This window comes from Limnobaculum eriocheiris (assembly GCF_021010575.1).
Classification (GTDB): Bacteria; Pseudomonadota; Gammaproteobacteria; order Enterobacterales; family Enterobacteriaceae; genus Limnobaculum; species Limnobaculum eriocheiris.
Genome location: NZ_JAJNAG010000008.1, coordinates 20,325 through 45,381 on the forward strand (window position 1 = coordinate 20,325; position 25,057 = coordinate 45,381).

Here is a 25,057-nt window from a genome sequence, read left to right on the forward strand (position 1 = left end):
CTATTAGCTATATGCGTTTACCCATAACTGGGCTAGTATAGCGGTAGAAAACCTCAACCTAAAAATCATCAACCATTTGATTTAAATATTGTTATTAAGATTCTGATATAACATTATAATTTTACTTATACTTTCCATCCGCTCCTTAAACTCCAAAAGCGCAGGGCATTTCAATGAGCCGGTATCATGTTTCTAATAGTGAAGGTCAGTATGAGGAAAACTCCAGTAAACAAGTTTTAACTAACAAGCTGAAAATTTCCAATGCTGATGAAATTGATGATGCTGAACTAGTGTTATTAGAACAGCTATATCATTTTATCTTTGAAGAACAGTTTCCTCTTGAACAAATCACTGTCTCCCTGCTTAAAACCTGGCATCGTCGCTGGTTAGGCAACCTTTATAAATGGGCTGGACAAGAAAGAACAGTCAATATCAGCAAAGGCGGTTTTATGTTTGCACCTTCAGCGCAACTTCCGAAACTACTAAATGAATTTGAAACTAAATACCTTGCCAATTATACGCCCTGCATAGGAATGAATAAGGAAAAACTCATAGAGGCCATCGCTATAATTCACGTTGAAATGATACTCATCCATCCGTTTAGAGAAGGGAATGGGCGTTTATCGCGACTTTTAGCCGATGTAATGGCTGTTCAAGGGGGATTTAAACCGTTGGATTATCAAAGCTGGCAACAGAATAAATCTAAATATATTTCAGCCATCCACGCAGGTATATCAATGGACTATGAACCCATGAAGTTCTGGGTTAAAAAAGCATTAGAAAACAACTAAACAGCCAAACGGAGATAGGAGAATTTTTTGCGTTTAGCTTCAAGTGAAGCCTCGATTTGTCTGGAGGATTGACCCGTTTCAACCGCCGTTGACGTTGCTACAGAACGAGCGATCTCTTCACGAGATGGCTTAATGTAAGCGGCTTGCACTTCTTTGCTGTTGCTCATCACGGTTTCCAGCTCTAAATAAATATTAGGTCTATATTATAGGTTATTTAACTACATTAAGGGAATGTGGACAACCGCCCATATAGTAATGACGTTAATATCCAGTTTCAGAGAGGTAATATCTAAAGTCATCAAATATATGTCCGTTGAGCCGCCATGCTAATTTCAACCGCTATTAACTTAATATCGACAGCTTACTCATTGCTATTACAAGTGAATTTTGCGAGAACCTTCCAACTATTAGCTATATGCGTTTACCCATAACTGGGCTAGTATAACGCCAGCAAATTTTGACATCGGTAATCCACCAGAAACTCATAGTCCTGTATTCTCACCTGCATTTTATGGGATTGAATGATTTTCAGTGAACCCATAATTAACATTAAACTCAATATATTAAATAGATTAATCCTATGAGTAATAGTGCAAACTTAGATTCCCATACCCCCATGATGCAACAGTATCTGAAGCTGAAAGCCCAGCACCCTCAGATTTTACTGTTCTATCGTATGGGCGACTTTTACGAGCTGTTTTATGATGATGCTAAACGCGCCTCGCAACTGTTAGATATTTCCCTGACCAAACGGGGAGCTTCTGCCGGTGAGCCGATTCCTATGGCGGGCGTACCTCATCATGCGGTAGAAAACTATCTGGCGAAGCTGGTGCAGTTAGGTGAGTCGGTTGCTATCTGCGAACAGATTGGCGATCCGGCCGCCAGCAAAGGGCCTGTAGAACGTAAAGTTGTACGCATTGTTACTCCGGGTACCGTCAGTGATGAAGCGCTGTTACAGGAACGTCAGGATAATCTGTTAGCCGCCATCTGGCAGGAAGGCACACAGTTTGGCTATGCCACATTAGATATCAGCTCAGGTCGCTTTCAGGTTTCCGAACCCGTCGATAAAGAGACTATGGCAGCAGAAATTCAGCGTACCAATCCCGCTGAATCACTCTATCCGGAAGATTTCCCTTCCATGGAGCTTATCGATCAGCGCCACGGGTTGCGCCGTCGTCCACTGTGGGAATTTGAATTAGATACTGCCCGCCAACAGCTTAACTTGCAGTTTGGCACTAAAGATTTAAATGGCTTTGGCGTAGAGAAATCAATACACGCTCTGCGTGCAGCAGGTTGCCTGCTGCAATATGTTAAAGATACTCAGCGTACCTCACTGCCCCATATTCGCGGTATTACTCTGGAACGTCAGCAGGATGGCATTATTCTTGATGCTGCCACGCGCCGCAATCTTGAGCTGACCATCAATCTGTCAGGAGGCACGGAAAATACTCTGGCAGCCATTCTTGACCATGCGGTAACCCCTATGGGTAGCCGCATGCTTAAACGCTGGATTCACGCCCCGACCCGCAATATTGAGCTACTGCGTAACCGTCAGTCGGCTATCAATGAGTTACAGGGCTACTATGGCGACATTCAGCCTTATTTGCGTAATATCGGTGATTTGGAGCGCATTCTGGCCCGTCTGGCGCTGCGCACTGCCCGTCCACGCGATCTGGCTCGCATGCGCTATGCTTTTCAGCAGTTGCCGGATATCCACCATATTCTGGCACCGCTGGACTCCGGCTATATTCAGACCCTGAAAAATCAAATTGGCAAATTTGATGAACTACAGGCATTGCTGGAACGCGCCATTATCGAATCACCTCCGGTATTGATTCGTGACGGTGGAGTCATTGCTCCCGGCTACCATGCCGAACTGGATGAATGGCGGGCCTTAGCCGATGGCGCTACCGACTATCTCGATCGTCTGGAGATCCGCGAACGGGAAAAACTGGGGCTGGATACACTAAAAGTTGGCTTTAATGCCATTCATGGTTATTACATTCAGGTTAGTCGCGGTCAGAGCCATTTAGTGCCCATCAACTATGTTCGCCGCCAGACGCTAAAAAATGCAGAGCGCTATATCATTCCTGAATTGAAAGAATACGAAGACAAAGTTCTGACCTCTAAAGGCAAGTCGCTGGCCCTGGAGAAGAGCCTGTATGATGAACTGTTCGACTTGCTGCTACCGCATCTTGAAGCATTGCAGCAGAGTGCATCCGCCTTAGCAGAACTGGATGTGTTATGTAACCTGTCTGAACGTGCTTACAGCCTTAACTATATTTGCCCACAGCTAACGGATAAGCCAGGTATTGCTATTACCGGCGGTCGCCACCCGGTGGTTGAACAGGTGTTGAACGAACCCTTTATTGCTAACCCGTTACAACTATCGCCACAGCGTAGAATGTTGATTGTCACTGGCCCCAATATGGGAGGTAAGAGCACCTATATGCGTCAGGCGGCATTAATTGTGTTAATGGCCCATATCGGCAGTTTTGTTCCTGCCGAAAGCGCTACCATTGGCCCGGTCGATCGCATATTTACCCGTATTGGTGCCGCCGACGATCTGGCATCCGGTCGTTCAACCTTTATGGTGGAAATGACGGAAACCGCCAATATTCTGCATAACGCAACCGAACAAAGTCTGATTTTGATGGATGAAATCGGTCGTGGTACTTCCACCTATGATGGCCTCTCTCTGGCATGGAGCTGTGCTGAAAATCTGGCAAATAAGATTAAAGCCATGACGTTGTTCGCTACCCACTATTTTGAACTGACCACGCTACCAGAACGTATGGAAGGCGTGGAAAACGTTCATCTGGATGCCGTTGAGCATGGTGATACCATAGCCTTTATGCACAGCGTACAACCGGGGGCAGCCAGTAAGAGCTACGGTCTGGCGGTAGCAGCGCTGGCTGGCGTACCAAAAGATGTGATTAAACGTGCCAGACAAAAACTAAAAGAGCTGGAGTCGCTATCGATTAATGCCGCTAACAGCACCGCTGAAGGCTCACAGATGGCGCTGATCGCCGTTGAAGAGACATCACCGGCGGTGGAAGCACTGGAAAATCTGGATCCGGATACCCTATCGCCTAAGCAGGCGCTGGAGTGGATTTATCGGTTAAAAGATCTGGTCTGATTCTTCTCTTCTTAACGTAAAAAGCCGGGTAATGTCTTCATTCCCCGGCTTTTTATTACCACCAATAGCGCTATTTATTACACCGTCTCGGGTTTTGTATGAAACGCGATAATCTCATCAAGAGAAGGCGCCTTATCCTTGTTGATTTGGCTCTCGCTATCCCATAATTTCGCCAGACTGATAGCCTGACCGCAGTGAATAAATGCCTCTTCAATCTCAACCACAATGACAGACTTCACTTTTTTACCGGTGTCGGTAAAAAACTCACACAGTGAAGGATCGATAGAGATAGTCGCCTTCCCATTAACACGGAAAGTTTCATTATAGCCGGGGACTAAAAAGGTTAAGCCCACCTGTGGATTCTCAATAATATTCTGGATGCCGTCTAAACGATTATTACCGGCATAGTCAGGGATTAACAGTGTCTTTTCCCCTACCGTTTTTACAAAGCCAGGATATCCCCCTTTTGGGGAAGCATCCACACCGTTTTTACCCACTGTCGCCAGTACAAAAAACGGTGACATGGAGATCAACTTCTGACCATAAGGTGCCAGAAAATCAATCTGCTTTTTTATCACTATCTCATGAGGCATCTCATAGTGTTCACGCAGTTGCTGCTGAGATGAAACAATATGCTCAGGTTTTATATACATAATTTTATCTCTGTAAGGTAAGCCAGTAAGTCCCGGTCAACTTCACGGGAAGAAACCGTTGATTCATTTCGTCCATTGTTTGCTGTGGATCGATATCCTGATACAGCTCAGGCTGAATCCATTTCGCCATCACTTCAGCACCAACCACATTAAACGGCGAGCCGGAAAAATAGTTCCAGAAACCATACACCCGCCCATGTTTAACGGCATCAAAAGTATTGATACCTTTCTGCTCCACCAGCACTTTTAACTGCCGTTGGCTTAATGCCATATCCACACTGGTTCCTAATGGCAAAGCCTTTTGTGGATCGACGCCAGAATGGCCGGTAGCAATATACACCTGAGGATTCTTTTGAATTAAGTATTCGAGACTCAGCAACCCGCCATTAGCCGTTGGAAACTTATCAGCCCCCACGTTCTCACCTTTAAACAGTGAAATATATTCGCCAAGCCCACCGGAACCGCTGCTCCAGCAACATTCCCAGACACCCGGATAAGCATGCAGCAATACGCGAGGATGTTGTAACTGGCCGCTATTAAGGCGGGAGGTTAATCGTTCCATATGGCTTTGATAGAAGGTTATCAACTCTCCGGCTTTATCTTCACGATCTAACACTTGCCCCAGCACACGCATAGAAGGCACGGTATTTTTCAGCGGTGACTGATAGTAATCAATAAACACTACTGGAATTTGACTCTTATTCAACAACGCAATTAACGACTGCGATCGCGGAGCCTGCCATGCTTCAAAAATCACCAGATCCGGAGACAATGACAAAATCGTTTCTAAAGACAGCTCATCACCACTGCCGCTGCCAATGGTTTTCAGTGTAGAGAGTTTAGGAAAAGTCTTCTGAAAAAGTTGGTAAGTGGCGGTATCAAATCTCTTTAGCTCACTTCCCCAGCCAACTAAAAATGATGTTGGATCTTCATGGGCAAATGACAAAGCAACAAAACTATAGCCTGATGCTAAAACCACACGTTGTGGTTTTTTATTAATCACCACCTGATTGCCTAACACATCGGTGACCGTTTTTGGCCACTCCGCTGCACTGACCGTCGAAATACTGAAAACCAGTATTAACATCAGCTTTAACAAGCTTTTGCTCATTGAATTCTAAAACCTTTTATATGCCAAAAATGAAAACCGTTAATGTCCATCATTCATTTAAAATCCGGCAGATCATACCACCGCTGCTAACTATAGCTCAGAAATAATGATAACTATTCGCAATATATTTTAATTCCCACTTTACCGTTGGCTTACAACTATTCATCAGGCTTTTTATGGTTTCAATTGACATAAACATACAAAAGAAAAGAGAATACGCATGATAAGTGTTCTCATTTTAAAAATCATTCATCAGGATGCCCATCTATGAACAACCCGGTTGCACCGAACAGCCAGGCTTATAAACCATTGGCTTATGCTATTTTACTTAGTCTGGCTACAGTTTCTCCTGCCATCGCCGACGAATCTACCGATAAAAAAGATACTAACGACAATGAAACTTTAGTTGTTACCGGTAGTAATACGTCCATGAAAATGGATACGCCTGCGGCAGAAACACCAAGGTCAGTATCAGAAGTTACAGAACAAGATATCAAAGACCGCGGCGCAAAAAAAATTGATGAAGCGCTACGTTACAGCGCTGGTATCCAGACAGGTCAATATGGCGCGGATAACCGCACCGACTGGTTGATTATTCGCGGTTTCGAATGGGCACCTTATCAGAACGGTCTGGCCAGCATTTATAACGAAGCGGGATTCTACTCCTGGCATCAGGAAACCTACGGTATAGAGCGTATTGATGCCCTTAAAGGCCCTGCCTCAATGCTCTATGGTCAAAACCCTCCCGGAGGTCTGGTGAATATCATCACCAAGCACCCAACCCGTTTAAAGCAGGGAGAAATTGACGTTTCCTATGGTTCAGACGATTACCGCCATTTTGGTATCGATACATCAGGTCCGGTCAACGAAGAAGGTAACGTACTTTATCGTTTCGTCGGTTTTGCTAAAAAAGATGACGGCCCGGTAGACGGCGCATCCAGCGAGCGTTACTACTTCGCACCCAGCATGTCCGTTGATTTTAACGATAAAACCAGCCTGACACTGCTTACCAGCTATATGAAAGATAACACCAACCCAACCAGCGGCTTTAAGCTGCCATACGGTACGCTACAAAGCACGCCGTTCGGTAAGGTGGATAAAGACACCACTTTTGGCGAGCCAGGCTATAGCAAAGGCGATTCAGAACAGTTCAACATCAGCTATGAACTGAGCCACATGTTCAACGACATCTGGACATTTAAGCAAAACGGCTCTTACAGCTATCTCAATCTGCTGTTACGTAACGTTTATGGCTCCTATATGCTGGATGACCGTAACGTTCAGCGCGGCCTGACCTATCGTGACGGTAGCGCTCAAAACTATGCTATCGACAACCGTCTGGTTGGTAACTGGACCTCAGATCGTTTTGAAAACACGCTGCTGTTGGGTACCGATTACTCAACCATTAACTCTCGTGGTACAGACGGTAACGTCTATAGCTTTGGCAACCCACTGGATATCTTTAGCCCGGTTTACGGCAACTACACGCCGGTCAGCGATGACCAGTTATTTGGCCATCACACCAAACGTTTCCAAACTGGATTGTATGTTCAAAACCAACTGAAGTTTGATGACAAGTGGTTATTACTGCTTGGCGGTCGTTATGATAAAGCGCGCTCCAGCGATATCATCTCAAATGCAGGTGCCAACAGTAATACCACCGACAGCCGTATCGATATGGATGACCACAAATACACCAAAAGTGCAGGTTTAATGTACCTGTCTGACAATGGTCTTAACCCATATATCAGCTATTCAGAGTCATTCCAGCCGCTGTCCGGGCGTGATGGTAATAATAAACCTTATGTCCCACAAACAGGGCAGCAAACGGAAGTCGGCGTTAAGTATGTTCCGGAAGGTTTCAATGGCTACTTTAATGCTGCCGCATTTGAGATGTATCAAAAGAATATTTTGACTACTTCAAATGACCCGACAATTAACTATGCTCAGGTTCAAACAGGAATGGCGCGTTCTCGTGGCCTGGAACTGGAAGCCGTCGGTTATGTTACTGATGCCCTTCAGCTTCACGCCAACTATACGCTAAACCGTGTAGAAACAATTCGCTCCGGCAATAGCGATGAAATTGGCAATCGCCTACCGTTAACCCCGCTGCACATGGCTTCCCTGTGGGCAAATTATTCCTTCAATGGCAAACTTGAAGGGCTAACCATAGGTTCCGGTGTTCGTTATATTGGTAGCACCTACGGCGATAAGACTAACGACAAAGATATGAAAGTCCCGGCTTACACACTATGGGATGCCATGGTCCGTTATGACATCAACAAAGAGTGGCAAGTACAGGTTAACGCCAGCAACCTGACTGATACCAATTACGTTAGTGGCTGTAACTACTGGTGTTACTATGGTGAAGGCCGCAATGTAACGGCGAAGGTCAATTACCACTGGTAATTTAACAGCGCATGAAAAAGCCGGCTAAATAAGCCGGCTTTTACTCTGTAACAAATCAATATTTAACGATTATTCCTGAAACAGTGCCTCAATACTCAGCCCTTGTTTCACCAGAATCTCACGCAGTTGACTCAACCCTTCTACTTGAATTTGACGAACGCGTTCACGAGTTAACCCGATCTCTGCGCCGACATCTTCCAACGTTGCCGCTTCATAGCCTAACAGGCCGAAACGACGGGCTAAAACCTCCCGCTGCTTTGGATTCAGCTCAAATAACCATTTAACGATGCTCTGCTTAATATCGTTATCCTGAGTGGTAAATTCAGGATCATTGTTATTTTCATCCGGTAGAATATCTAACAATGCGCTATCAGATTCACCATTTAACGGAGAATCTACAGAAGTCACTCGCTCGTTAAGGCGTAGCATTCGACTAACATCACCCACGGATTTATCCAGTTTAAGCGCAATGTCTTCCGCACGCGGCTCGTGATCCAGCTTTTGAGAAAGCTCACGGGCAGTACGCAAGTAAACGTTTAGCTCTTTAACAATATGAATCGGTAGACGGATAGTTCTGGTCTGATTCATAATGGCGCGTTCAATAGTCTGACGAATCCACCAGGTTGCATAAGTAGAGAAACGGAACCCTCTTTCAGGATCAAACTTTTCTACCGCACGAATAAGACCCAAATTGCCTTCTTCGATAAGATCGAGCAGCGCAAGGCCACGATTGTTATATCGACGAGCAATTTTGACAACCAAACGCAGGTTACTTTCTATCATGCGACTGCGGGCAGCAGCGTCGCCACGTAATGCCCGCCGTGCAAAATAGACTTCTTCCTGCGCGGTTAATAAAGGAGAGAAACCAATTTCTCCGAGATACAGCTGTGTCGCATCCAGCACATGTTGAGTCACATCTTGTGAAAGCAGTATGTCATCCGTGGAGCTATCTTCTTCGACGATATCCAGTTGAGCTTTTTCGTCGAACTCCGTGGGTTCATTCTCATCGAAATCGGCATTTTCAGGCCATTCGTTGACTTTCAGCGTATTGGAACTCATTTTTGTTTTCCTACCTGTAAATTGCGACAATCAGGCAGGAAAACAACTCCTGCCCCGTTAACGCTGCGGTAAATGCTGCAGCGGGTTGACGGACTTGCCCTTATAGCGGATTTCAAAGTGTAATCTCACTGAGCTGGTGCCCGTACTTCCCATTGTTGCTATTTTTTGACCTGCTTTGACTTCTTGCTGCTCCGCCACGAGCATTGAGTCATTATGTGCATACGCACTCAGATAGTCATCATTATGTTTGATGATGATCAAATTGCCATAACCACGTAGTGCATTACCTGCATATACAACTCGCCCATCAGCGGCTGCCAGTACAGACTGACCACGGGATCCCGCAATATCGATCCCTTTGTTACCCCCTTCTGAAGTCGAAAAGTTCTCTATCACTTTTCCTTCAGTCGGCCAACGCCAGCGAACATTTGAGGTACCACTGCTACTTGCCGTTGCCGGAGTAGTGGTGGTACTGGCCGCTGCCGTTGTCGTCCCTGCCGCGGTCGCAGCTGGTAACGTTTTATCAACATTTTGTTTACTACTTGAGGCAGTGTACGCGCCTGAATTTGCAGAATCAACACTTGTTGTAGGATTTTGATTAGAAGTCACAGATGAGACGGACGCCCCATTATTGCTGGTTCCAGCCAAAGTTCCGCCAGTATTGGCGCCGCCGCTAACGTTTAAGGTCTGACCAGCTGATAAAGCATAAGGCTCTGAAATGTTATTTTTTTGTGCCAGTTCACGATAATCATTACCGGTAATCCAGGCAATATAGAATAAAGTATCACCACGAGAGACGGTATAGGTTGGTCCCCCATTGTAAGAACCTTTTGGAATATCAGAGTAGCTGCGGTTATAAACGATACGCTCGCCGGAAGTGGCTACCTGATTAGTCGCCTCCTTGTTCTGATTAAATGGATTACCGCTGCTCTGAGCAGATGCGCTGGCACTGGATGTTGCCGGAGCCAACTCCTGCCCTTCGGTATAGACAATATTTGGCCGACTGGTATCCATCGCCGTTGTCGTCGCAGGCCCGGAGTTTTTTGCCGGCGTTGAGGTGGAGGCAGTGGAGTAGGTTCCGCTGCTATTATTAATAGAAGTAATTGGAGCTGGCTTGGTCGGCTCACTACTACAACCAACCAATATCATACTTATCGCTGCGCCTATTGTTATACGCCGATACATCATCGGCCTTCCTTTATTCATGCTTCCCCCACCGTGTAGCATAATCAAAACTGATAATATTCATGCTTACTCCGTTAATAGCGGAATAAACTTGCCATAAATATGGCGACTTAAAATTAGGTAAATACCGACTGCCATTGCTAAAAAATTATCAGGATCGCAGCAGATAGCGTCACTTTAGTGCGACTTATACTACGAACAACTCTCTAATAAAGACAGATAGTTATAAATTGGACACTAAATTGACAGGTAACGTCAAACAAGAATAGATAAATTTACCTATCTCTACATATGGTTCAGGCCAGATCTCCTTTAACCATAGGAACAAAACGCACCATTTCAATGGTATCAACGATAAACTTATCGCCGTAACGCTGAACCAGTTGCAGCAACTGAGACTGACGCTTTTCTCCTACCGGCAGAACTAATCGTCCCCCGTCCGCCAGTTGAGCCATCAGGGATGGCGGTATTTCATCCGGCGCCGCGGTAACAATAATCGCGGCAAAAGGGCCGCGAACCGGCCAGCCTTCCCAGCCATCACCATGACGGGTTGATACATTGTGCAGATCGAGCTGCTTCAGACGTCGTTTCGCCTGCCATTGCAGGCTCTTAATTCGTTCAACGGAATAAACATGTTGTGCCAGATTAGCCAAAACTGCCGTCTGGTAGCCGGAGCCGGTGCCGATCTCCAGCACTTTAGAATCGGCGGTTAGCTTCAGCAATTCGGTCATTTTAGCCACCATATAGGGCTGAGAGATGGTCTGCCCGGAACCTATTGGTAATGCAGTATTATCGTAGGCCTGATGGGACAATGCCTCATCAATAAAAAGTTCGCGTGGAACGGATGCTATGGCCTGCAGGACCCGTTCATCACGGATCCCCTGCCCGACAAGCTGTTTCAGCAATGTCTGCATACGTTTACTTGGCATTCTCAGGTAACCTTGGTTTGCAATAGCCATTGATTAATCACATCTTGTGCTGCATACGCGGTTAAATCAACCTGCAAAGGTGTAATAGAAACATACCCCTGCTCAACCGCTGCAAAATCCGTATCAGCACCTGCATCATCTTTTTCTCCCGGAGGGCCAATCCAGTAGATATCGTGCCCCCGAGGATCTTGCTGACAGATAACTTTATCTGCCGGATGGCGCCTACCGCAGCGCGTTACTTTAAATCCTTTGATTTCATTCAGGGGTAAATCCGGCACATTAACATTCAGAATACGATTAGTATGTAATGGTTCCTGTTCCAGCATACGCAATAGTTTACAGGTCATCACCGCGGCAGTTTCAAAGTGCTGGTTTCCCACCAGAGATACCGCTAACGCAGGTAGCCCCAGATGACGCCCTTCCATTGCCGCGGCAACCGTACCGGAGTAGATAACATCATCCCCCAGATTTGCCCCTGAATTAATGCCAGAAACCACGATATCCGGACGAGGTACCATCAGCGCATTTACCCCCAGATAGACGCAATCGGTCGGCGTACCCCGCACGGAGATATCCCCCTGTTGCTGACTGTGGATACGTATTGGTAGCTCCAGCGTTAACGCATTAGAAGAACCGCTGCAATTGCGATCCGGCGCAACAACCTGTACCTGAGCAAACTGCCGCAGATGTTCTGCCAGTATCTGAATGCCCGGCGCAGAAATACCGTCGTCATTGCTCAGAAGTATTCTCATCATCAATGCTGCCCGCAGCCTCTAACATATGAATAAGTATGAATGATATCTGTTCTCTGACCCAAATGGCCGGGAGATATTCATAATGATTAACAAAAGTTTGATTATAACCACTTCCGCCTGCACAGGAAAACCTGACCATCCCATTCAGTGGCGCTTTCTTCTCATATTTGTCACGTAATGGCGATAAATTGTGCAAGCTATTGCGGGGGAAACCATTAACCCTCACCCGGTCTGAACTAAACTATAACCACAATATCCAAATGGCTGTCATGCCCTGTCACCACCATGTCAGACTATCTGATGGAGCAACGCTATAATTATTGCCAATAAGAATAGACCGCGACTGTCTGGAAAATAAAGCCCGTCAGCAGGCGTTTTCGCAGGATAATTTGTTTCACACCATCTTGGGGATGCTGGATATTAAAACGGAGAAATATAAATCCGAACTTGATATTCTACAGGGGTATAGAGCGAAGGAGTAAGAAAGCCATCCCGACCAAAGCGCGATGGCCGTATAAATTACTCTTCCGGTATGTCTTCAGCGGCAGCGGTTACCATCATCTCCCGCACCACGCTGGTGGCAAAACTGCCCGCCGGTAACCAAAAGCTAACGGATACCGTCGCATCATCCAGCCATTGCCATGCCATATGCTGAGGTTGAACCAGAATCGCCCGACGGGCGGGTTCAACCCGTTCGCGTTTTACCAGCGAAAACAATGTCTGGTCATCAAGCAATACCTGTTGTTCAAAAGCCAGCGCTTCCAGTTGAGTACCCAGTTCACCATCGCCTGGTAATGGTGCAGTCACTCTCAACTCACCGCCATTTAAACGTTGCTGCACAGAATCAAGCTCTTCAGGCCGAACAACAAACCAGCTTCCCCTGCCAGTCAATTGCATGGCATCACCCGGAATTGCCTGCTGATGCAATGATTGTGCTATTCGCTGGCTGGCAACATGATTAAACATGGCACTACGCGCTGCGGAAAGATAAAAACTGCGTTTGTTGCGCTCTTTGACGCTAATTTCGTTGTTAGCCCAGCGAGCTGCCATTACCAGATTATTACCCTGACGGCCAAAGCGTTGCTCGCCAAAGTAGTTGGCTGCACCAGACTGCTGAATCTTTTGTAAGCGCAGTTCAACATCATCTTTCTGGCTGATATTCCGTAACACCAACTGAAAAAAGTTTCCTTTAAGGGTACCAATACGCAGCTTACGGCGATGACGCGCCACTTTCAGTACTTCACAGCCTTCCAGTTCAAAGGCGCTGAAATCAGGTGTTTCTTTACCCGGCATTTGCAAACAAAACCACTGTTCGGTTACCGCATGGCGATCCTTAAGACCGGCATAGCTCACTACCCGACCCGATACTTTTGCAAAACGCGCCAGATTATCAGCCACAAACTGAGTATTACAGCCGGTCTTACGCAGATAAACCAGTACGTGTTCACCATCACCATCCGGTTCAAACCCCAAATCCTCTTTAACGCAGAAGTCTTCTGGTGACTGTTTCAGAACGCCAGTGGCAGTTGGTTCGCCATATAGCCAGGATAATGACATCATGCCGTTATTCACACCTTCACCAGCAGGGCAACCGCCTCGCAGGCAATTCCTTCTTTACGACCGGTAAAGCCAAGCTGTTCTGTCGTCGTGGCTTTGACGTTAACCTGCTCCATATGACAGCCTAAATCTTCCGCAATATTCACCCGCATCTGAGGAATATGGGGAGCCATCTTGGGCGACTGAGCGATAATAGTGACATCCACATTACCAACGATATAACCCTTAGCCTTAACCTGACGAAAGGCTTCCCGCAGCAGCTCTCTGCTATCAGCGCCTTTATAGGCCTGATCGGTATCAGGAAATAACTTACCGATATCGCCTAATGCCGCTGCACCCAACAGTGCATCGGTCAACGCGTGCAGTGCCACATCGCCATCGGAATGGGCCAGTAATCCAAATTCATAAGGAATGCGAACACCACCAATAATCAGCGGACCTTCTCCGCCAAATTTATGTACGTCAAAACCATGACCAATACGCATCAGCCACTCTCCTGTTTATTATTGGTGTGTAAGATAGAATGTTGCCAGCGCCAGATCTTCAGGGCGGGTAACTTTAATATTGTCTGAACGACCGGGGACTAACAAAGGATGGAAACCACAATACTCCAGCGCTGAAGCCTCATCGGTTAATACCGCCCCTTCCTGTTGCGCCCGAACCATGCATTCAAACAGTAATTCCACAGGGAACATTTGTGGGGTTAGCGCATGCCATAAACCGTTACGGTCTACCGTATTGGCAATCTCAACTTTATCAACAACGGCACGTTTCATGGTATCTCTGACCGGCATAGCCAGAATACCGCCCTGCTTCACGGTTAATACCGTTTGAATCAGTTTATCTAAATCATCGTAGCGTAGGCACGGGCGAGCAGCATCATGCACTAAAACCCAGTCTGCATGTAGGGTTCTGGCCTGTTTTAAGCCCGCCAATACCGAGTCAGCGCGTTCAGCACCGCCGGTCACCACGGAAACCCGGGAATCCTGAGCGATGGCTAATTGAGCAAAAATATCATCCTTAGGGTTTAGTGCGACAATAACCTGTCGAACCGCAACATGGGATAACAGCGTATGAATGGCGTATTCGATAATAGTCTGTTGACCGATGGCGAGATACTGTTTCGGGCAATCGGCCTGCATGCGACTACCAATACCTGCGGCGGGAAGTATGGCAACAATATCAGGACAGGATGACGTGGAAGAAGAGTTAACCTGCGTCACTACTTTTTACCACCTTGTGCTGGCTGAGTCTGCTCAGGGATAATCCGGTAGAAGTTCTCCCCCGGTTTAATCATTCCCAATTCATTACGGGCTCGCTCTTCAATAGCTTCCTGCCCGCCTTTCAGATCGTTAATTTCTGCAAACAGTCGTGCATTACGGGATTTAAGTTTGGCATTATTATCTTGTTGTATCGCCAAATCTTCTTTCACCCGGGCATAATCGTGCATGCCATTTTTGCCCAGCCACAGGGAGTACTGTAACCAGCCAATGAGTACAATTAATAACAGCGTAAGTTTTTTCATCCCGCCCCCTAAAAACCGGCTAATCATCCCATAACTCAAGGCCAGACTCCATACAGAAATGGGATAAAACTGAACTTATCGCGTTCCCGGCTTTAACATTCCCTGTGTTGAAAGAAAGTGCTGTAACTGATTTTGATTCGGTAATGCCCCCCAGGCTCCCTTATGGGTTGTCGACAATGCGCCACATGCGCTGGCCTGGCTGATAATCAGACTCAGGGTTTTTAGCCCATCGTTCCCCTGCTCCGGAATCCCATTACGGGCGATACCGGTCAGCAGTCCGGCCATAAATGCATCACCGGCGCCGGTAGTATCCACACTGGTTACTACATAACTGTCAAAGGTGTGGATGGTATTCTGGCACAGTACCAGACATCCCTGTTTACCCCGGGTGATCACGATTAGCGCTGCCGGGTAATGGCTTAACCGCGCTAATGCATCAGACCAGTTATTGTCAGAACATTGGGTTAACCAAAACAGCTCTTCCTCTGACAGCTTAAGCACATCAGCTTGAGCACAATATTCAGCAATAACCTGATGCATTTCCTGTTTATCCGCCCACATCTGAGCGCGCAAATTCAGATCAAAGCTCACCACTCCTCCCAGTTGCTTAACCTGATGTGTAATATTTAGCAGTGAATTCCGACAGACTTTTCCGGTCAGGGCTAATGAACAGGTATGTAAAATGGCCGCTGAGGCTTCAGGTAATGCATGTAAAGAGAGAAACTGATCCGCTGACGGACTGACTAAAAAAGTAAAACTACGTTCACCACTGGCCGCCAAATCAACAATGACGGTACTGGTTTTGTAATTGTCATCCCGTTCAATACACTGGCAGTCAACCCCTTCCTGTGCCAGTGATTCAGCCATAAAGCGACCAAATGGATCCTTACCCACCCGCCCGGCAAAACCAGACGGATGCCCTAAACGAGCAATGCCTACTGCCACATTCGCCGGAGCACCACCAGCACAGGCCTGATATTGCATATTTTCCAGCGGTAGCAAGTCCACCACCACATCACCTAATGACCAGATTTTTATCATATTCAATGTTGATTGTTGTAAATAGCTGGGGGTAGTTTAACTGAAATTCAGTTTAGAGTAAGTTTCGTCCACTAACAGTACAGTGTCTGAATTAACAATAGTGCTCAAAAGGTCAAGGAACAAAACAAAACGGCGTAGGGCCATAATCATAGCACTACGCCGTAATCAAAAACTCACAAAAACCCTTTTAATCAGACCTCCAGCACCTTACTCAAAAAAGCTTTCGTCCTCTCATTCGACGGTGCCGTAAATAATTTCTCCGGTACATCTTCTTCCTGAATAATACCCTGGTCGATAAAAATAACCCTGTCAGCAACATCTCTGGCAAAGCCCATCTCGTGGGTTACCACCACCATGGTCATACCTTCATGGGCCAGTGCTTTCATAACTGCCAGCACTTCACCCACCAGTTCAGGATCCAGCGCGGAAGTAGGTTCATCAAACAGCATCACTTTCGGCTCCATCGCCAGCGCACGAGCTATTGCCACACGCTGTTGCTGGCCGCCGGATAGCTGGCTTGGGTAAGCATCGATCTTATCGATCAGCCCTACTTTTTGCAGCAGTTGCTCCGCGCGTTTTATCGCTTCTGCTTTAGACAGCTTTTTCACATCCATCGGTGCCAGAATTAAGTTTTCCAGCACTGTCATATGAGGAAACAGATTAAAGCGCTGGAATACCATGCCGACACTTTCACGCAGTTTATTTAAATCGGTTTTACGATCGTGGACATCGTAGCCATCAATAGTAATTTCACCGCCACTCATCTCTTCCAGCGCGTTCATGCAGCGCAGAAAAGTACTTTTCCCTGAGCCTGACGGACCGATAATACAAACCACCTCATTGGCAGCAATATCGCAGGAAATACCGCGTAAAACGTGAGTTTTACCAAACTGTTTTTGTAAATTGCGAATCTTAATCACTTCGGCCTAACCTCTTTTCCATATGCCTTACCATCAGTGAAAGTAAGAACGTAATCACCCAATAAACCACAGAAATTGTCAGGTAGGGCTCCCAGTAACTGGCATAAGCGCCAGAAACGGTACGGGCAGCATAGGCCAAATCGGCAAGCCCGATGGCGGATGCCAGCGAAGAGTCTTTAACAATGGCAATAGCGTTATTCCCCAGCGGCGGCAGCATACGGCGAAATGCCTGCGGCAGAATAATCTTACGCATAGTTTTACCGTAGCTCATTCCCAGCGAACGGGCCGCTTCCATCTGTCCGCGATCGATAGACTGAATACCGGCACGGAAAATCTCAGAAACATAGGCCCCGGCATTCAGGGTAATCGCCACCACACAGGAGAGAAACGCACCGTATTCTGAACGTAACATACGGGCAAAATCGACAGACATAATGCCACTGCTAACCAATAACCCATCACGAGGATTGATCAACAGAGGGATCAACGCAAAGTGCACCACCATGATCTGAACAAACAGCGGGGTGCCGCGAAAAGCACTGACATAAATCTTAACCGGCCACTGCACAAAAATGTGCAATAAACGGTTTAAACCGCGATTGCGGGGCGCCTGTGCTGTGCCGCCCAGCCCGAGAATTAACCCCCAGGTTACGCCCAATATCACACAGATGATGGTACATTTGATGGTCATCCATGCGCCCTCGGCAAACAGAGGGGCATACTCCTGGATTATTTCCCAGCGAAATCCTGACATAAAAATGAATCCGTTATAGAAAAACATTCAGGGCGAATAATCGCCCTGAATGGAAAATCGATGAAAAAATTACTCGGCAGGTAATACCGGTACGTTGCTGTCAAACCACTTCTGGTAGATTGCCGCATAAGTGCCATCAGCAATGATTTTCTTCAGACCGGAATTGATCTTGTTACGTAACTCTTCATTGCCTTTAGCCACAGCGATGCCAAAGAATTGACGTTCAAACTTGTCATCAGCAACCAGAGAAAATTCTTTTTCCGGATGATTTTTAATGTAAAACTTAGCGACGCCCACATCACCAACTGCTGCATCAATACCATCTTCATACAGCTCTTGCAGCATGAGTGGCGTATTATCAAAGCGCTTAATTGAGGTGCTGTTTTTGCCTAATACGTCTGATACCACGATATCACCGGTACTGGAGTTCACTACGCCCACTTTCAGCGGTTTCAGGTCGGCAATCGCTTTAATCTCTTTACCTTTTGGTATCACAATAGTCTGTTCCGCCGGGAAGTATGGCGCAGAAAAATCAACCATTTGCTTGCGCTTATCGGTAATAGTGATACCAGAAATGATGATGTCACGATCGCCACTACCTAATGTGGCGAAAATCCCTTCCCAGGGCGTATTCACCAGCTTGATCTTGAAGTTCTCCGCTTTAGCAATCGCACTGATGATATCAATATCAAAACCTTCCAGCTCTTTTTTACTGTTTTCAAATTCGAAAGGACGATAAGTACCACCAGAACCTACGACGTAGGTTGGTTCGGCTGCATTAGCGACAGGTAATGTACACAGAGCGGCAGCCAGGCATACACCAAAAATAGAAAGACGTTTAAACATTTGCGCATCCTTTATTATTACATGGAGATTCGTGAAATTATGCATGAAAATCGCATAAAAATACACTGGATATATATTGGTTATGTAAATAAATAAGATTTACGTCTATTTTCCTGTTATGACAGAAAAATCCGCTAAATACCGCCGATTATTTAACAAAAAAATTACATCATTATCGCTATAACCGGTTATTTCGTATAACATTTGCTCAGGAAAATGATGAGAAAGCAGATTAATACCAGAAGCGTGATCTCAAGCAGCTATGTTATTTGATCGAAGTCAAATGCTGGTAAAACAGAACTAATAGATAATCAAAAACTATCTTATCGCTATCATTATTTCTAAATGGAACAATCATATGTCTAATGAACAGTCACTGTCAGAACAACCGGAGCAGGAAAAGCCGGAACAATTTAAAGTAGGCATTGGTGCTTACATATCCCTGATCTTCGCCATGGTGTTCTTCTCCGGCTTGCTGGGTGGGAAAGAATGGTGGTCAGTCTTTGATTTCACTACGCTTAATGGTGCGTTTGGTAAAGTTGCTTCTAACGTAACTGAAGTCGATGGCGCACTAAATGTTGCCAAAAGTACCTTCCGCGGTACCGGTGGCGGCGGTGCAATGGATGGTTTTTTATTCGCTTTTGGCCTGATTCCATCCGTTATGTTTGCTCTGGGTATGATTAACGTGCTGGAACACTATGGTGCTCTGGATGCAGCCCGTAAACTGCTAACACCGCTGTTACGTCCTCTGTTAGGTATTCCTGGTTCTACCGGTCTGGCCATTATTGGTAGCCTGCAAAGTACCGACGTTGGCGCATCACTCACCCGCTCTCTGGTCGATGAAGGTCAACTTAATGAAAAAGAAAAAGACCTCATTACTATGTTCCAGTTTTCTGCCGGAGCCATGATCACCAACTTCTTCTCATCAGGGGCCGTGCTGTTTACGCTGATGAACGCCGATAACACACCCGCCGTACCTGCTTCTATCGGCCTGTGTATTTGTGTCATGTTCGTTATGAAGATTGTCGGAGCCAATATCTTCCGACTCTATCTCGCGCTAACAACTAAAAAAGAAACCGTCGCTGCTAACTAATAACGAATACAGCCCAAATTTTAAGGATATCAATATCATGTCAAACGCAAGCAAACCGATGATTACCGATGTATTTGTTGCCGGTGCACGTAAAGGCTGGGGCATCGCGACCTCCAGCACCCTGCCAAACGTATTAATGGCATTCGTCATTATTAAAGCCCTGGAAATTACCGGCGCTCTGAAAGGATTGGGCTATGTTTTCGCCCCACTTATGAACCTGTTTGGTCTACCGGGCGAAGCCGCTGCCGTATTAATCGGCGGTTGGATGTCTATGGGCGGCGGCATTGGTGTTGCCGTCAGTCTGTATGCTAACGGTACATTAAGCGGTGAACATCTGGCGATTTTAGCTCCGGCGATTTATCTGATGGGCTCTCAAATCCAGTACGCTGGCCGTATTCTTGGGGTTATCGGCACTAAAGCCAGTAAGATCCCGGTGATGATTATTATTTCTGTCATCAATGCCTTTATCGCCATGTTCCTGATGAAACTATTTATTGCCTGATTCTAACCCTTCACAGCCCTCCTTCTGGGGTAAGACCTGCGCCGCGTCACCTGACGTGGCGCATTCTGAGAAATAAGGATGCACCATGCAGTTAAACCAATATTTAGATGAGCTACGTCCTCTGGTTAATATCGATTGTGGAACTCAAACCACTGAAGGTGTTGCCGTTGTTGCCGGCCTGATGAAGAAGAAATATAAGGATTTAGGCTGGCATGCAGAAATTGTTGATCTGGGCAAAGAGGTTGGTCCTGGCGTGTTTGCCACCAACAAACCTGGCGCCACTCAGTTTGATGTGTTGCTAATTGGTCATATGGATACCGTATTCCCACCGGGAACCGCGGCCGAGCGCCCAATGTCTACTGATGCTACCCGTCTATATGGTCCGGGTGCGGCGGATATGAAATCGGGTCTGCTGAATATCCTGTGGGCTATTCGTGCATTGGATGACAAAGATGTGCAGAGATTATCCATTGCCGTTGCCATGAATCCTGATGAAGAAACCGGTTCAGTTTATTCTCACGAGTGGCTGGGTAAATATGCTAAACAGAGTCGTTATGTACTGGTTGCTGAAGCAGCACGTGCCGATGGTTCTCTGGTTAAAGCCCGTAAAGGTATGGTTCGCTACAACATTGATTTTCACGGACGTGCAGCCCATGCGGGTAATGCTCCGGAAAAAGGCCGTTCAGCCATTACCGAGTTAGCCAACTGGATTCTGGCGATTAATCAGTTAGGTAATACGCAAGCCGGTACTACCCTGAACGTAGGCGTTGTTAAGGGTGGTGATGCCGCCAATATCGTACCTGATAAAGCTCAGGCCGTCGTTGATGTCCGCTTCTGGGATAACAACGAATATCACCGTATTGATAAAGCCATCAATGAGATGAGTAAAAAAGCCTATGTGGCAGACGTTACCGCCTCCATTACCAAAATGGCCCATACCCCTGCGATGTCTCCTTCTGCAGAAACAGAAAAATTGATGACCTTGGTTGAGCGCTGTGGTCAGGAAGAAGGTATTCCGGTGAAATGGCAGGCAGTGGGTGGCGGTTCTGATGCTAACCACACCGCAGCGTTAGGCGTTCCTTCACTGGACGGTTTTGGCCCTATCGGTGCCGACTTCCACAGCCCGGCGGAATATGTTGAGTTAGAGAGCATTATCCCGCGGATTAAGTTGCTGAGTCGCATCATTAAATCGCTGTAATAGATTTTGTTTTGATGTTGAAACCGCCTGTTGGGCGGTTTTTTATTGCGGTTAGACAATCTTTATTTGCTGTCGTGGATATTCCGATCGTAAAAACAACCTTGCCCATATTACTTTTATACTCGACCGGAGAATCATCAGCGCTTGAGTTCTGCGCCGCCGGGCCTGAATTTCCTGTGGGCTGTTATATAAACGCCTTCAATCAATTTTTTATAAATGATAAAGCCGCCCAAAAGGGGCGGCTTTATATTAAACATCGTTTATTAACTATACGTCGGCAATATATTAAACGTCGACAGTATATGTGCCAACATGGTGACCACCCCAAACACGATCACAACATATATCAGCGGAGTTCCACCCCAAGTGCGGAACATCGGGTTACCAAATTTTTCACGAGAGGCTTTCGCCAACAGACCGGGAACAATGATAGCCCATACTGCAAACGCCAGCCCCGCATAGCCAATGGCATACAAAAAGCCATTTGGATAGATAGAACACAGCAGCGCCGGAGGAATATAGGTGACTAATGCCGTCTTCGCTCTGCCGCCATTATCATCCTTAAACTTAAACAGGTCAGCAATGTAGTCGAACAGACCCAATGTTGCGCCTAACATAGAGCTGGCAACCGCAAAGTTGGCAAAGAAGGTCAGAATCACATCCATGGATGCACTGTTAAGTATCGCTCCCATCGCCGTGATAAATACGTCGATATTTCCGCCCTGAGCAATAATTGGCTTAAAGTCAGTCCGGGAAATATTTCCCATGGTGCAATAGAGCCAGAAGATATACAAGAACAGCGCAAACAACGTTCCAATTAATATGCAGGCGACAATGCGTTTAGGATCTTTACCATAGTGTTTCACCAGACTAGGGACGTTGCCGTGGAAGCCAAATGAAACAATACAGAAAGGCAGTGTCATTAGCAGGAAAGGTAAATAGCTGGTTCCCTCTGGTGCCATGACGTCCATCAGATTATCAACCTGTACATAACCCAACAGGCTGGCGAACGTCATAAAGAAAGCGATAAATTTACCCAACAGCAAAATGGTGGTAATACGCCCTACCGCCGTTGAACTCCACCAGACAATAAATGCCACAATAATGGTAAATATCACACCGGTAATACGGGAGGAGATTCCAATAGCGAAATACTGGGTTAACGTTTGGGAGATAACCGCAGCACTTCCTGAAATATAGGCGTAGGCAAGAATGTATAAAACGAAAGCAAAAGTAATGTTGGTTGCAATATTCCAGAATCGACCTAATAGATCTTTTGTTAATGTGTCGAAACTGGCACCAATATGATAATTAAGGTTGGCTTCCAACAGCATAAAGCCAGCCATTATCATAATAAAACAGGTAACGGCAAGGATACCAATTGACCAGGAGAACCAAACCCCGGACATGGCTACAGGTAAAGAGAACATTCCGGCGCCAACAACGGTCGCCGTAGTGATCATCGCTCCACCAATAACCGACTTCTTCTTAACCTGAGCAGACCCCTGAGCTTCTATGCTGTCCGTCATAATTGATTCCTTTAATTAAAATTCTAAGTGGGAAAAACATATTAATGACCTGTGACTGATACAGACTTTTAGAGTCTTTCATTCCGCAGAATGAAAGACTCTTTGATAGTTAATTTATGATTTGCTTAACAAAAACCTTATTTAAGAGGCTCAAATCTTGCGGTAAAGAAACGCAGGAATTTAGGCTCGTATACCATATCCAATCCTTTGATCTTCTCTCTGTTTTTATACAGATGAATCACAGAATCAGCGACCACATCCAGATGTGCATAGGTGTATACGCGACGAGGAATAGTCAGACGAACCAGCTCCAGCTTAGGCGTATGGTTCTTACCGGTTTTCTTATCGCGTCCGGCGGATATGATACCGCGTTCCATACTACGTACTCCGGAGTCAATATAGAGTTCAGCCGCTAAAGACTGAGCCGGGAACTGATCCTGAGGTATGTGTGACAGGAAGGCTTTTGCATCCAGGAATACCGCGTGACCGCCAACGGGTTTTACAATTGGCACGCCTGCTGCTTCCAGTTTGTCTGCCAGATAGCGACACTGCGCAATACGGTGATGAATGTATGCATAGTCAACGGACTCAACGATACCACGCGCCATTGCTTCCATATCACGACCTGCCAGACCGCCGTAAGAAGGCATACCTTCGTACAGAACAACCAGTTCGCTGGCTTTTTGATATAGGGAGTCATCGTTCATACATAAGAAACCGCCGATATTTACCAGACAGTCTTTTTTGCCGCTCATAGTACAACCGTCAGAGTAGCTCATCATCTCTTTCAGGATGGCTGCAATAGTGACGTCTTTATACTCTGGCTCACGATCTTTGATGAAATAGGCGTTTTCAACACAGCGTGTCGCATCATACATCACCAGAATTTTGTTTTTGCGGCACAGCTTACTGACTTCACGCATGTTAGCCATACTCACCGGCTGACCACCTGCCAGGTTTACGGTAACCGCCAGGCAAACGTAAGGGATACGGTCTGCACCAACTTCATTAATCAGTTTTTCCAGTTTAGAAATATCGACGTTGCCTTTAAACGGCAGCTCTTTTTGTGAGTCATGGGCTTCGTCGATGATAATATCAACGAATGTTGCGCCGTTTCTCTCCTGGTGAGCACGGGTAGTGGTGAAGTACATGTTACCCGGTACATAATCACCTTCTTTAATTAACAGAGAAGAGAGCAGGTTTTCTGCACCACGCCCCTGATGGGTAGGTACAACGTGCTTGTAGCCGTAATATTCGCTAACCACATCTTGCAGATGATAAAAGTTTATGCTGCCTGAGTAGGCTTCATCACCTAACATCATACCGGCCCACTGATTATCACTCATGGCTGTGGTGCCGCTATCGGTTAACAGGTCGATATAAGTCTGTTTGGATTGAAGTAAAAATGTATTATATCCTGCATCTTTAATATATTGAATTCGCTGTTCGCGAGTAGTCATTGCAATTGGTTCAACAACTTTAATTTTATAAGGTTCAGCTGGGTATGACATTATACTTTCCTCATTTGTGATTTTATTAATTCAGGCTTTTTCGGACTCCTTCATTCTTACTTTTAAATATCTTTTTGCAATACCAGCACCCAATTAATAAAAAACCCCACCTGTAACCTTATTATTACGAGTGTTACATTTATGACACTCATCGTTTAATCGTACATATAGTTTAATTCATTGACTGAACAAAGCCATTAATGTGACCGGACTCAAATTTTATATTCAAGATCTATGTTGAATTACATTCTGGACATCGAAGTGGAGCGAATAATCAGATGTACATTAATATTTACAACTCATGATAATTTATTTTCAAAAAAATAATCAATTAAAATCAACGAAATAAAAATTATGGAGTGTTATTATTAAAAGATGAGACTCAGGTCAATTGACTTATAATATCTGGCATGACTACTTCGCCTGGCGAAATTTTCATATAAAAAACCATAAGATAATAAAACGATAAACACGCTTACAAACTGCAAACCAAGATAGAAATGATTTATTAATTTAAATAATAAAAATATTTATCATAAATAATAATTAT

Annotated in this window: 23 protein-coding genes; 6 read left to right on the forward strand and 17 right to left on the reverse strand. The window is 45.8% G+C overall.

From position 1 onward, the window contains the following. The first annotated feature begins 173 nt into the window (after positions 1-173). On the forward strand, positions 174-791 hold the full coding sequence (locus tag LPW36_RS05695; RefSeq protein WP_230608505.1) for a Fic/DOC family protein: 618 nt from the start codon (positions 174-176) through the stop codon (positions 789-791). On the opposite strand, the gene LPW36_RS05700 is transcribed toward LPW36_RS05695, so the two are convergent. Then, positions 788-958, reverse strand: a complete 171-nt coding sequence (locus LPW36_RS05700; RefSeq protein WP_230608507.1) for a hypothetical protein — start codon at positions 956-958, stop codon at positions 788-790. The genes LPW36_RS05695 and LPW36_RS05700 overlap by 4 nt on opposite strands. A gap of 413 nt (positions 959-1,371) precedes the next feature. Between LPW36_RS05700 and mutS the strand changes: the two genes are divergently transcribed. After that, the gene (gene mutS / locus LPW36_RS05705) at positions 1,372-3,930 is read left to right on the forward strand and encodes a DNA mismatch repair protein MutS (protein ID WP_230608509.1); all 2,559 of its coding nucleotides are present in this window, start codon (positions 1,372-1,374) and stop codon (positions 3,928-3,930) included. 77 nt (positions 3,931-4,007) lie between these two features. Here the strand turns inward: mutS and LPW36_RS05710 are convergent, their stop codons facing one another. After that, complete coding sequence (locus LPW36_RS05710) at positions 4,008-4,583, reverse strand: MSMEG_1061 family FMN-dependent PPOX-type flavoprotein (RefSeq protein ID WP_230608511.1); 576 nt, start codon at positions 4,581-4,583, stop codon at positions 4,008-4,010. A 4-nt stretch (positions 4,584-4,587) separates the two neighbouring features. Beyond that, positions 4,588-5,694, reverse strand: a complete 1,107-nt coding sequence (locus tag LPW36_RS05715) for an ABC transporter substrate-binding protein (protein ID WP_230608513.1) — start codon at positions 5,692-5,694, stop codon at positions 4,588-4,590. Between the two features lie 267 nt (positions 5,695-5,961). On the opposite strand from LPW36_RS05715, the gene LPW36_RS05720 reads away from it, so the two are divergent. Next, complete coding sequence (locus LPW36_RS05720) at positions 5,962-8,103, forward strand: TonB-dependent siderophore receptor (RefSeq protein WP_230608515.1); 2,142 nt, start codon at positions 5,962-5,964, stop codon at positions 8,101-8,103. 69 nt (positions 8,104-8,172) lie between these two features. Here LPW36_RS05720 and rpoS read toward each other — a convergent pair whose 3' ends face one another. The 12 genes from rpoS to LPW36_RS05780 form a co-directional block, all read right to left on the reverse strand. Continuing rightward, positions 8,173-9,162 carry an RNA polymerase sigma factor RpoS gene (gene rpoS / locus LPW36_RS05725; RefSeq protein ID WP_230608518.1) on the reverse strand — a complete coding sequence of 330 codons (990 nt, stop codon included), beginning with the start codon at positions 9,160-9,162 and terminating at the stop codon, positions 8,173-8,175. A 57-nt stretch (positions 9,163-9,219) separates the two neighbouring features. Further along, positions 9,220-10,368: a murein hydrolase activator NlpD gene (gene nlpD, locus LPW36_RS05730; protein WP_230608520.1), complete on the reverse strand. Its 1,149-nt coding sequence runs from the start codon at positions 10,366-10,368 to the stop codon at positions 9,220-9,222. A 275-nt stretch (positions 10,369-10,643) separates the two neighbouring features. After that, a complete protein-coding gene (locus LPW36_RS05735) occupies positions 10,644-11,276 on the reverse strand; it encodes a protein-L-isoaspartate(D-aspartate) O-methyltransferase (protein ID WP_230608522.1) in 633 nt (210 codons plus the stop codon). Positions 11,277-11,278: 2 nt separating this feature from the next. Continuing rightward, positions 11,279-12,031 (reverse strand): 5'/3'-nucleotidase SurE, encoded by a 753-nt coding sequence (gene surE / locus LPW36_RS05740; protein ID WP_230608524.1) that lies wholly within the window; start codon positions 12,029-12,031, stop codon positions 11,279-11,281. A gap of 519 nt (positions 12,032-12,550) precedes the next feature. Further along, positions 12,551-13,591 carry a tRNA pseudouridine(13) synthase TruD gene (gene truD / locus LPW36_RS05745; protein ID WP_230608633.1) on the reverse strand — a complete coding sequence of 347 codons (1,041 nt, stop codon included), beginning with the start codon at positions 13,589-13,591 and terminating at the stop codon, positions 12,551-12,553. An 8-nt stretch (positions 13,592-13,599) separates the two neighbouring features. After that, the gene (ispF, locus tag LPW36_RS05750; RefSeq protein ID WP_230608526.1) at positions 13,600-14,073 is read right to left on the reverse strand and encodes a 2-C-methyl-D-erythritol 2,4-cyclodiphosphate synthase; all 474 of its coding nucleotides are present in this window, start codon (positions 14,071-14,073) and stop codon (positions 13,600-13,602) included. 18 nt (positions 14,074-14,091) lie between these two features. Then, positions 14,092-14,811, reverse strand: coding sequence for a 2-C-methyl-D-erythritol 4-phosphate cytidylyltransferase (gene ispD / locus LPW36_RS05755; RefSeq protein ID WP_338085969.1), 720 nt, complete (start codon positions 14,809-14,811; stop codon positions 14,092-14,094). Next, entirely contained in the window at positions 14,811-15,113 is a 303-nt protein-coding gene (ftsB, locus tag LPW36_RS05760; RefSeq protein WP_230608527.1) for a cell division protein FtsB, read from the reverse strand. The genes ispD and ftsB overlap by 1 nt, the downstream gene beginning before the upstream one ends. A 75-nt stretch (positions 15,114-15,188) precedes the next feature. Beyond that, on the reverse strand, positions 15,189-16,151 hold the full coding sequence (locus LPW36_RS05765) for an aminoimidazole riboside kinase (RefSeq protein WP_230608635.1): 963 nt from the start codon (positions 16,149-16,151) through the stop codon (positions 15,189-15,191). A 194-nt stretch (positions 16,152-16,345) separates the two neighbouring features. Beyond that, positions 16,346-17,074: an amino acid ABC transporter ATP-binding protein gene (locus tag LPW36_RS05770; protein ID WP_230608529.1), complete on the reverse strand. Its 729-nt coding sequence runs from the start codon at positions 17,072-17,074 to the stop codon at positions 16,346-16,348. Further along, a complete protein-coding gene (locus LPW36_RS05775) occupies positions 17,067-17,828 on the reverse strand; it encodes an amino acid ABC transporter permease (RefSeq protein WP_218466378.1) in 762 nt (253 codons plus the stop codon). The genes LPW36_RS05770 and LPW36_RS05775 overlap by 8 nt, the downstream gene beginning before the upstream one ends. Positions 17,829-17,897: 69 nt before the next feature. Continuing rightward, the gene (locus LPW36_RS05780) at positions 17,898-18,674 is read right to left on the reverse strand and encodes a basic amino acid ABC transporter substrate-binding protein (protein ID WP_230608531.1); all 777 of its coding nucleotides are present in this window, start codon (positions 18,672-18,674) and stop codon (positions 17,898-17,900) included. A gap of 358 nt (positions 18,675-19,032) precedes the next feature. Between LPW36_RS05780 and LPW36_RS05785 the strand changes: the two genes are divergently transcribed. The 3 genes from LPW36_RS05785 (at position 19,033) to LPW36_RS05795 (ending at position 21,467) form a co-directional block, all read left to right on the forward strand. Then, on the forward strand, positions 19,033-19,767 hold the full coding sequence (locus LPW36_RS05785; RefSeq protein WP_230608532.1) for a nucleoside recognition domain-containing protein: 735 nt from the start codon (positions 19,033-19,035) through the stop codon (positions 19,765-19,767). 37 nt (positions 19,768-19,804) lie between these two features. Continuing rightward, entirely contained in the window at positions 19,805-20,269 is a 465-nt protein-coding gene (locus LPW36_RS05790) for a YjiG family protein (RefSeq protein ID WP_230608533.1), read from the forward strand. Between the two features lie 85 nt (positions 20,270-20,354). Further along, a complete protein-coding gene (locus LPW36_RS05795; protein WP_230608534.1) occupies positions 20,355-21,467 on the forward strand; it encodes a M20 family metallopeptidase in 1,113 nt (370 codons plus the stop codon). A gap of 263 nt (positions 21,468-21,730) precedes the next feature. On the opposite strand, the gene mtr is transcribed toward LPW36_RS05795, so the two are convergent. Both mtr and LPW36_RS05805 read right to left on the reverse strand, forming a co-directional pair. After that, a complete protein-coding gene (mtr, locus tag LPW36_RS05800; RefSeq protein ID WP_230608535.1) occupies positions 21,731-22,996 on the reverse strand; it encodes a tryptophan permease in 1,266 nt (421 codons plus the stop codon). Positions 22,997-23,133: 137 nt separating this feature from the next. Next, a complete protein-coding gene (locus LPW36_RS05805; RefSeq protein ID WP_230608537.1) occupies positions 23,134-24,507 on the reverse strand; it encodes a tyrosine phenol-lyase in 1,374 nt (457 codons plus the stop codon). Between the last annotated feature and the right edge of the window lie 550 nt (positions 24,508-25,057).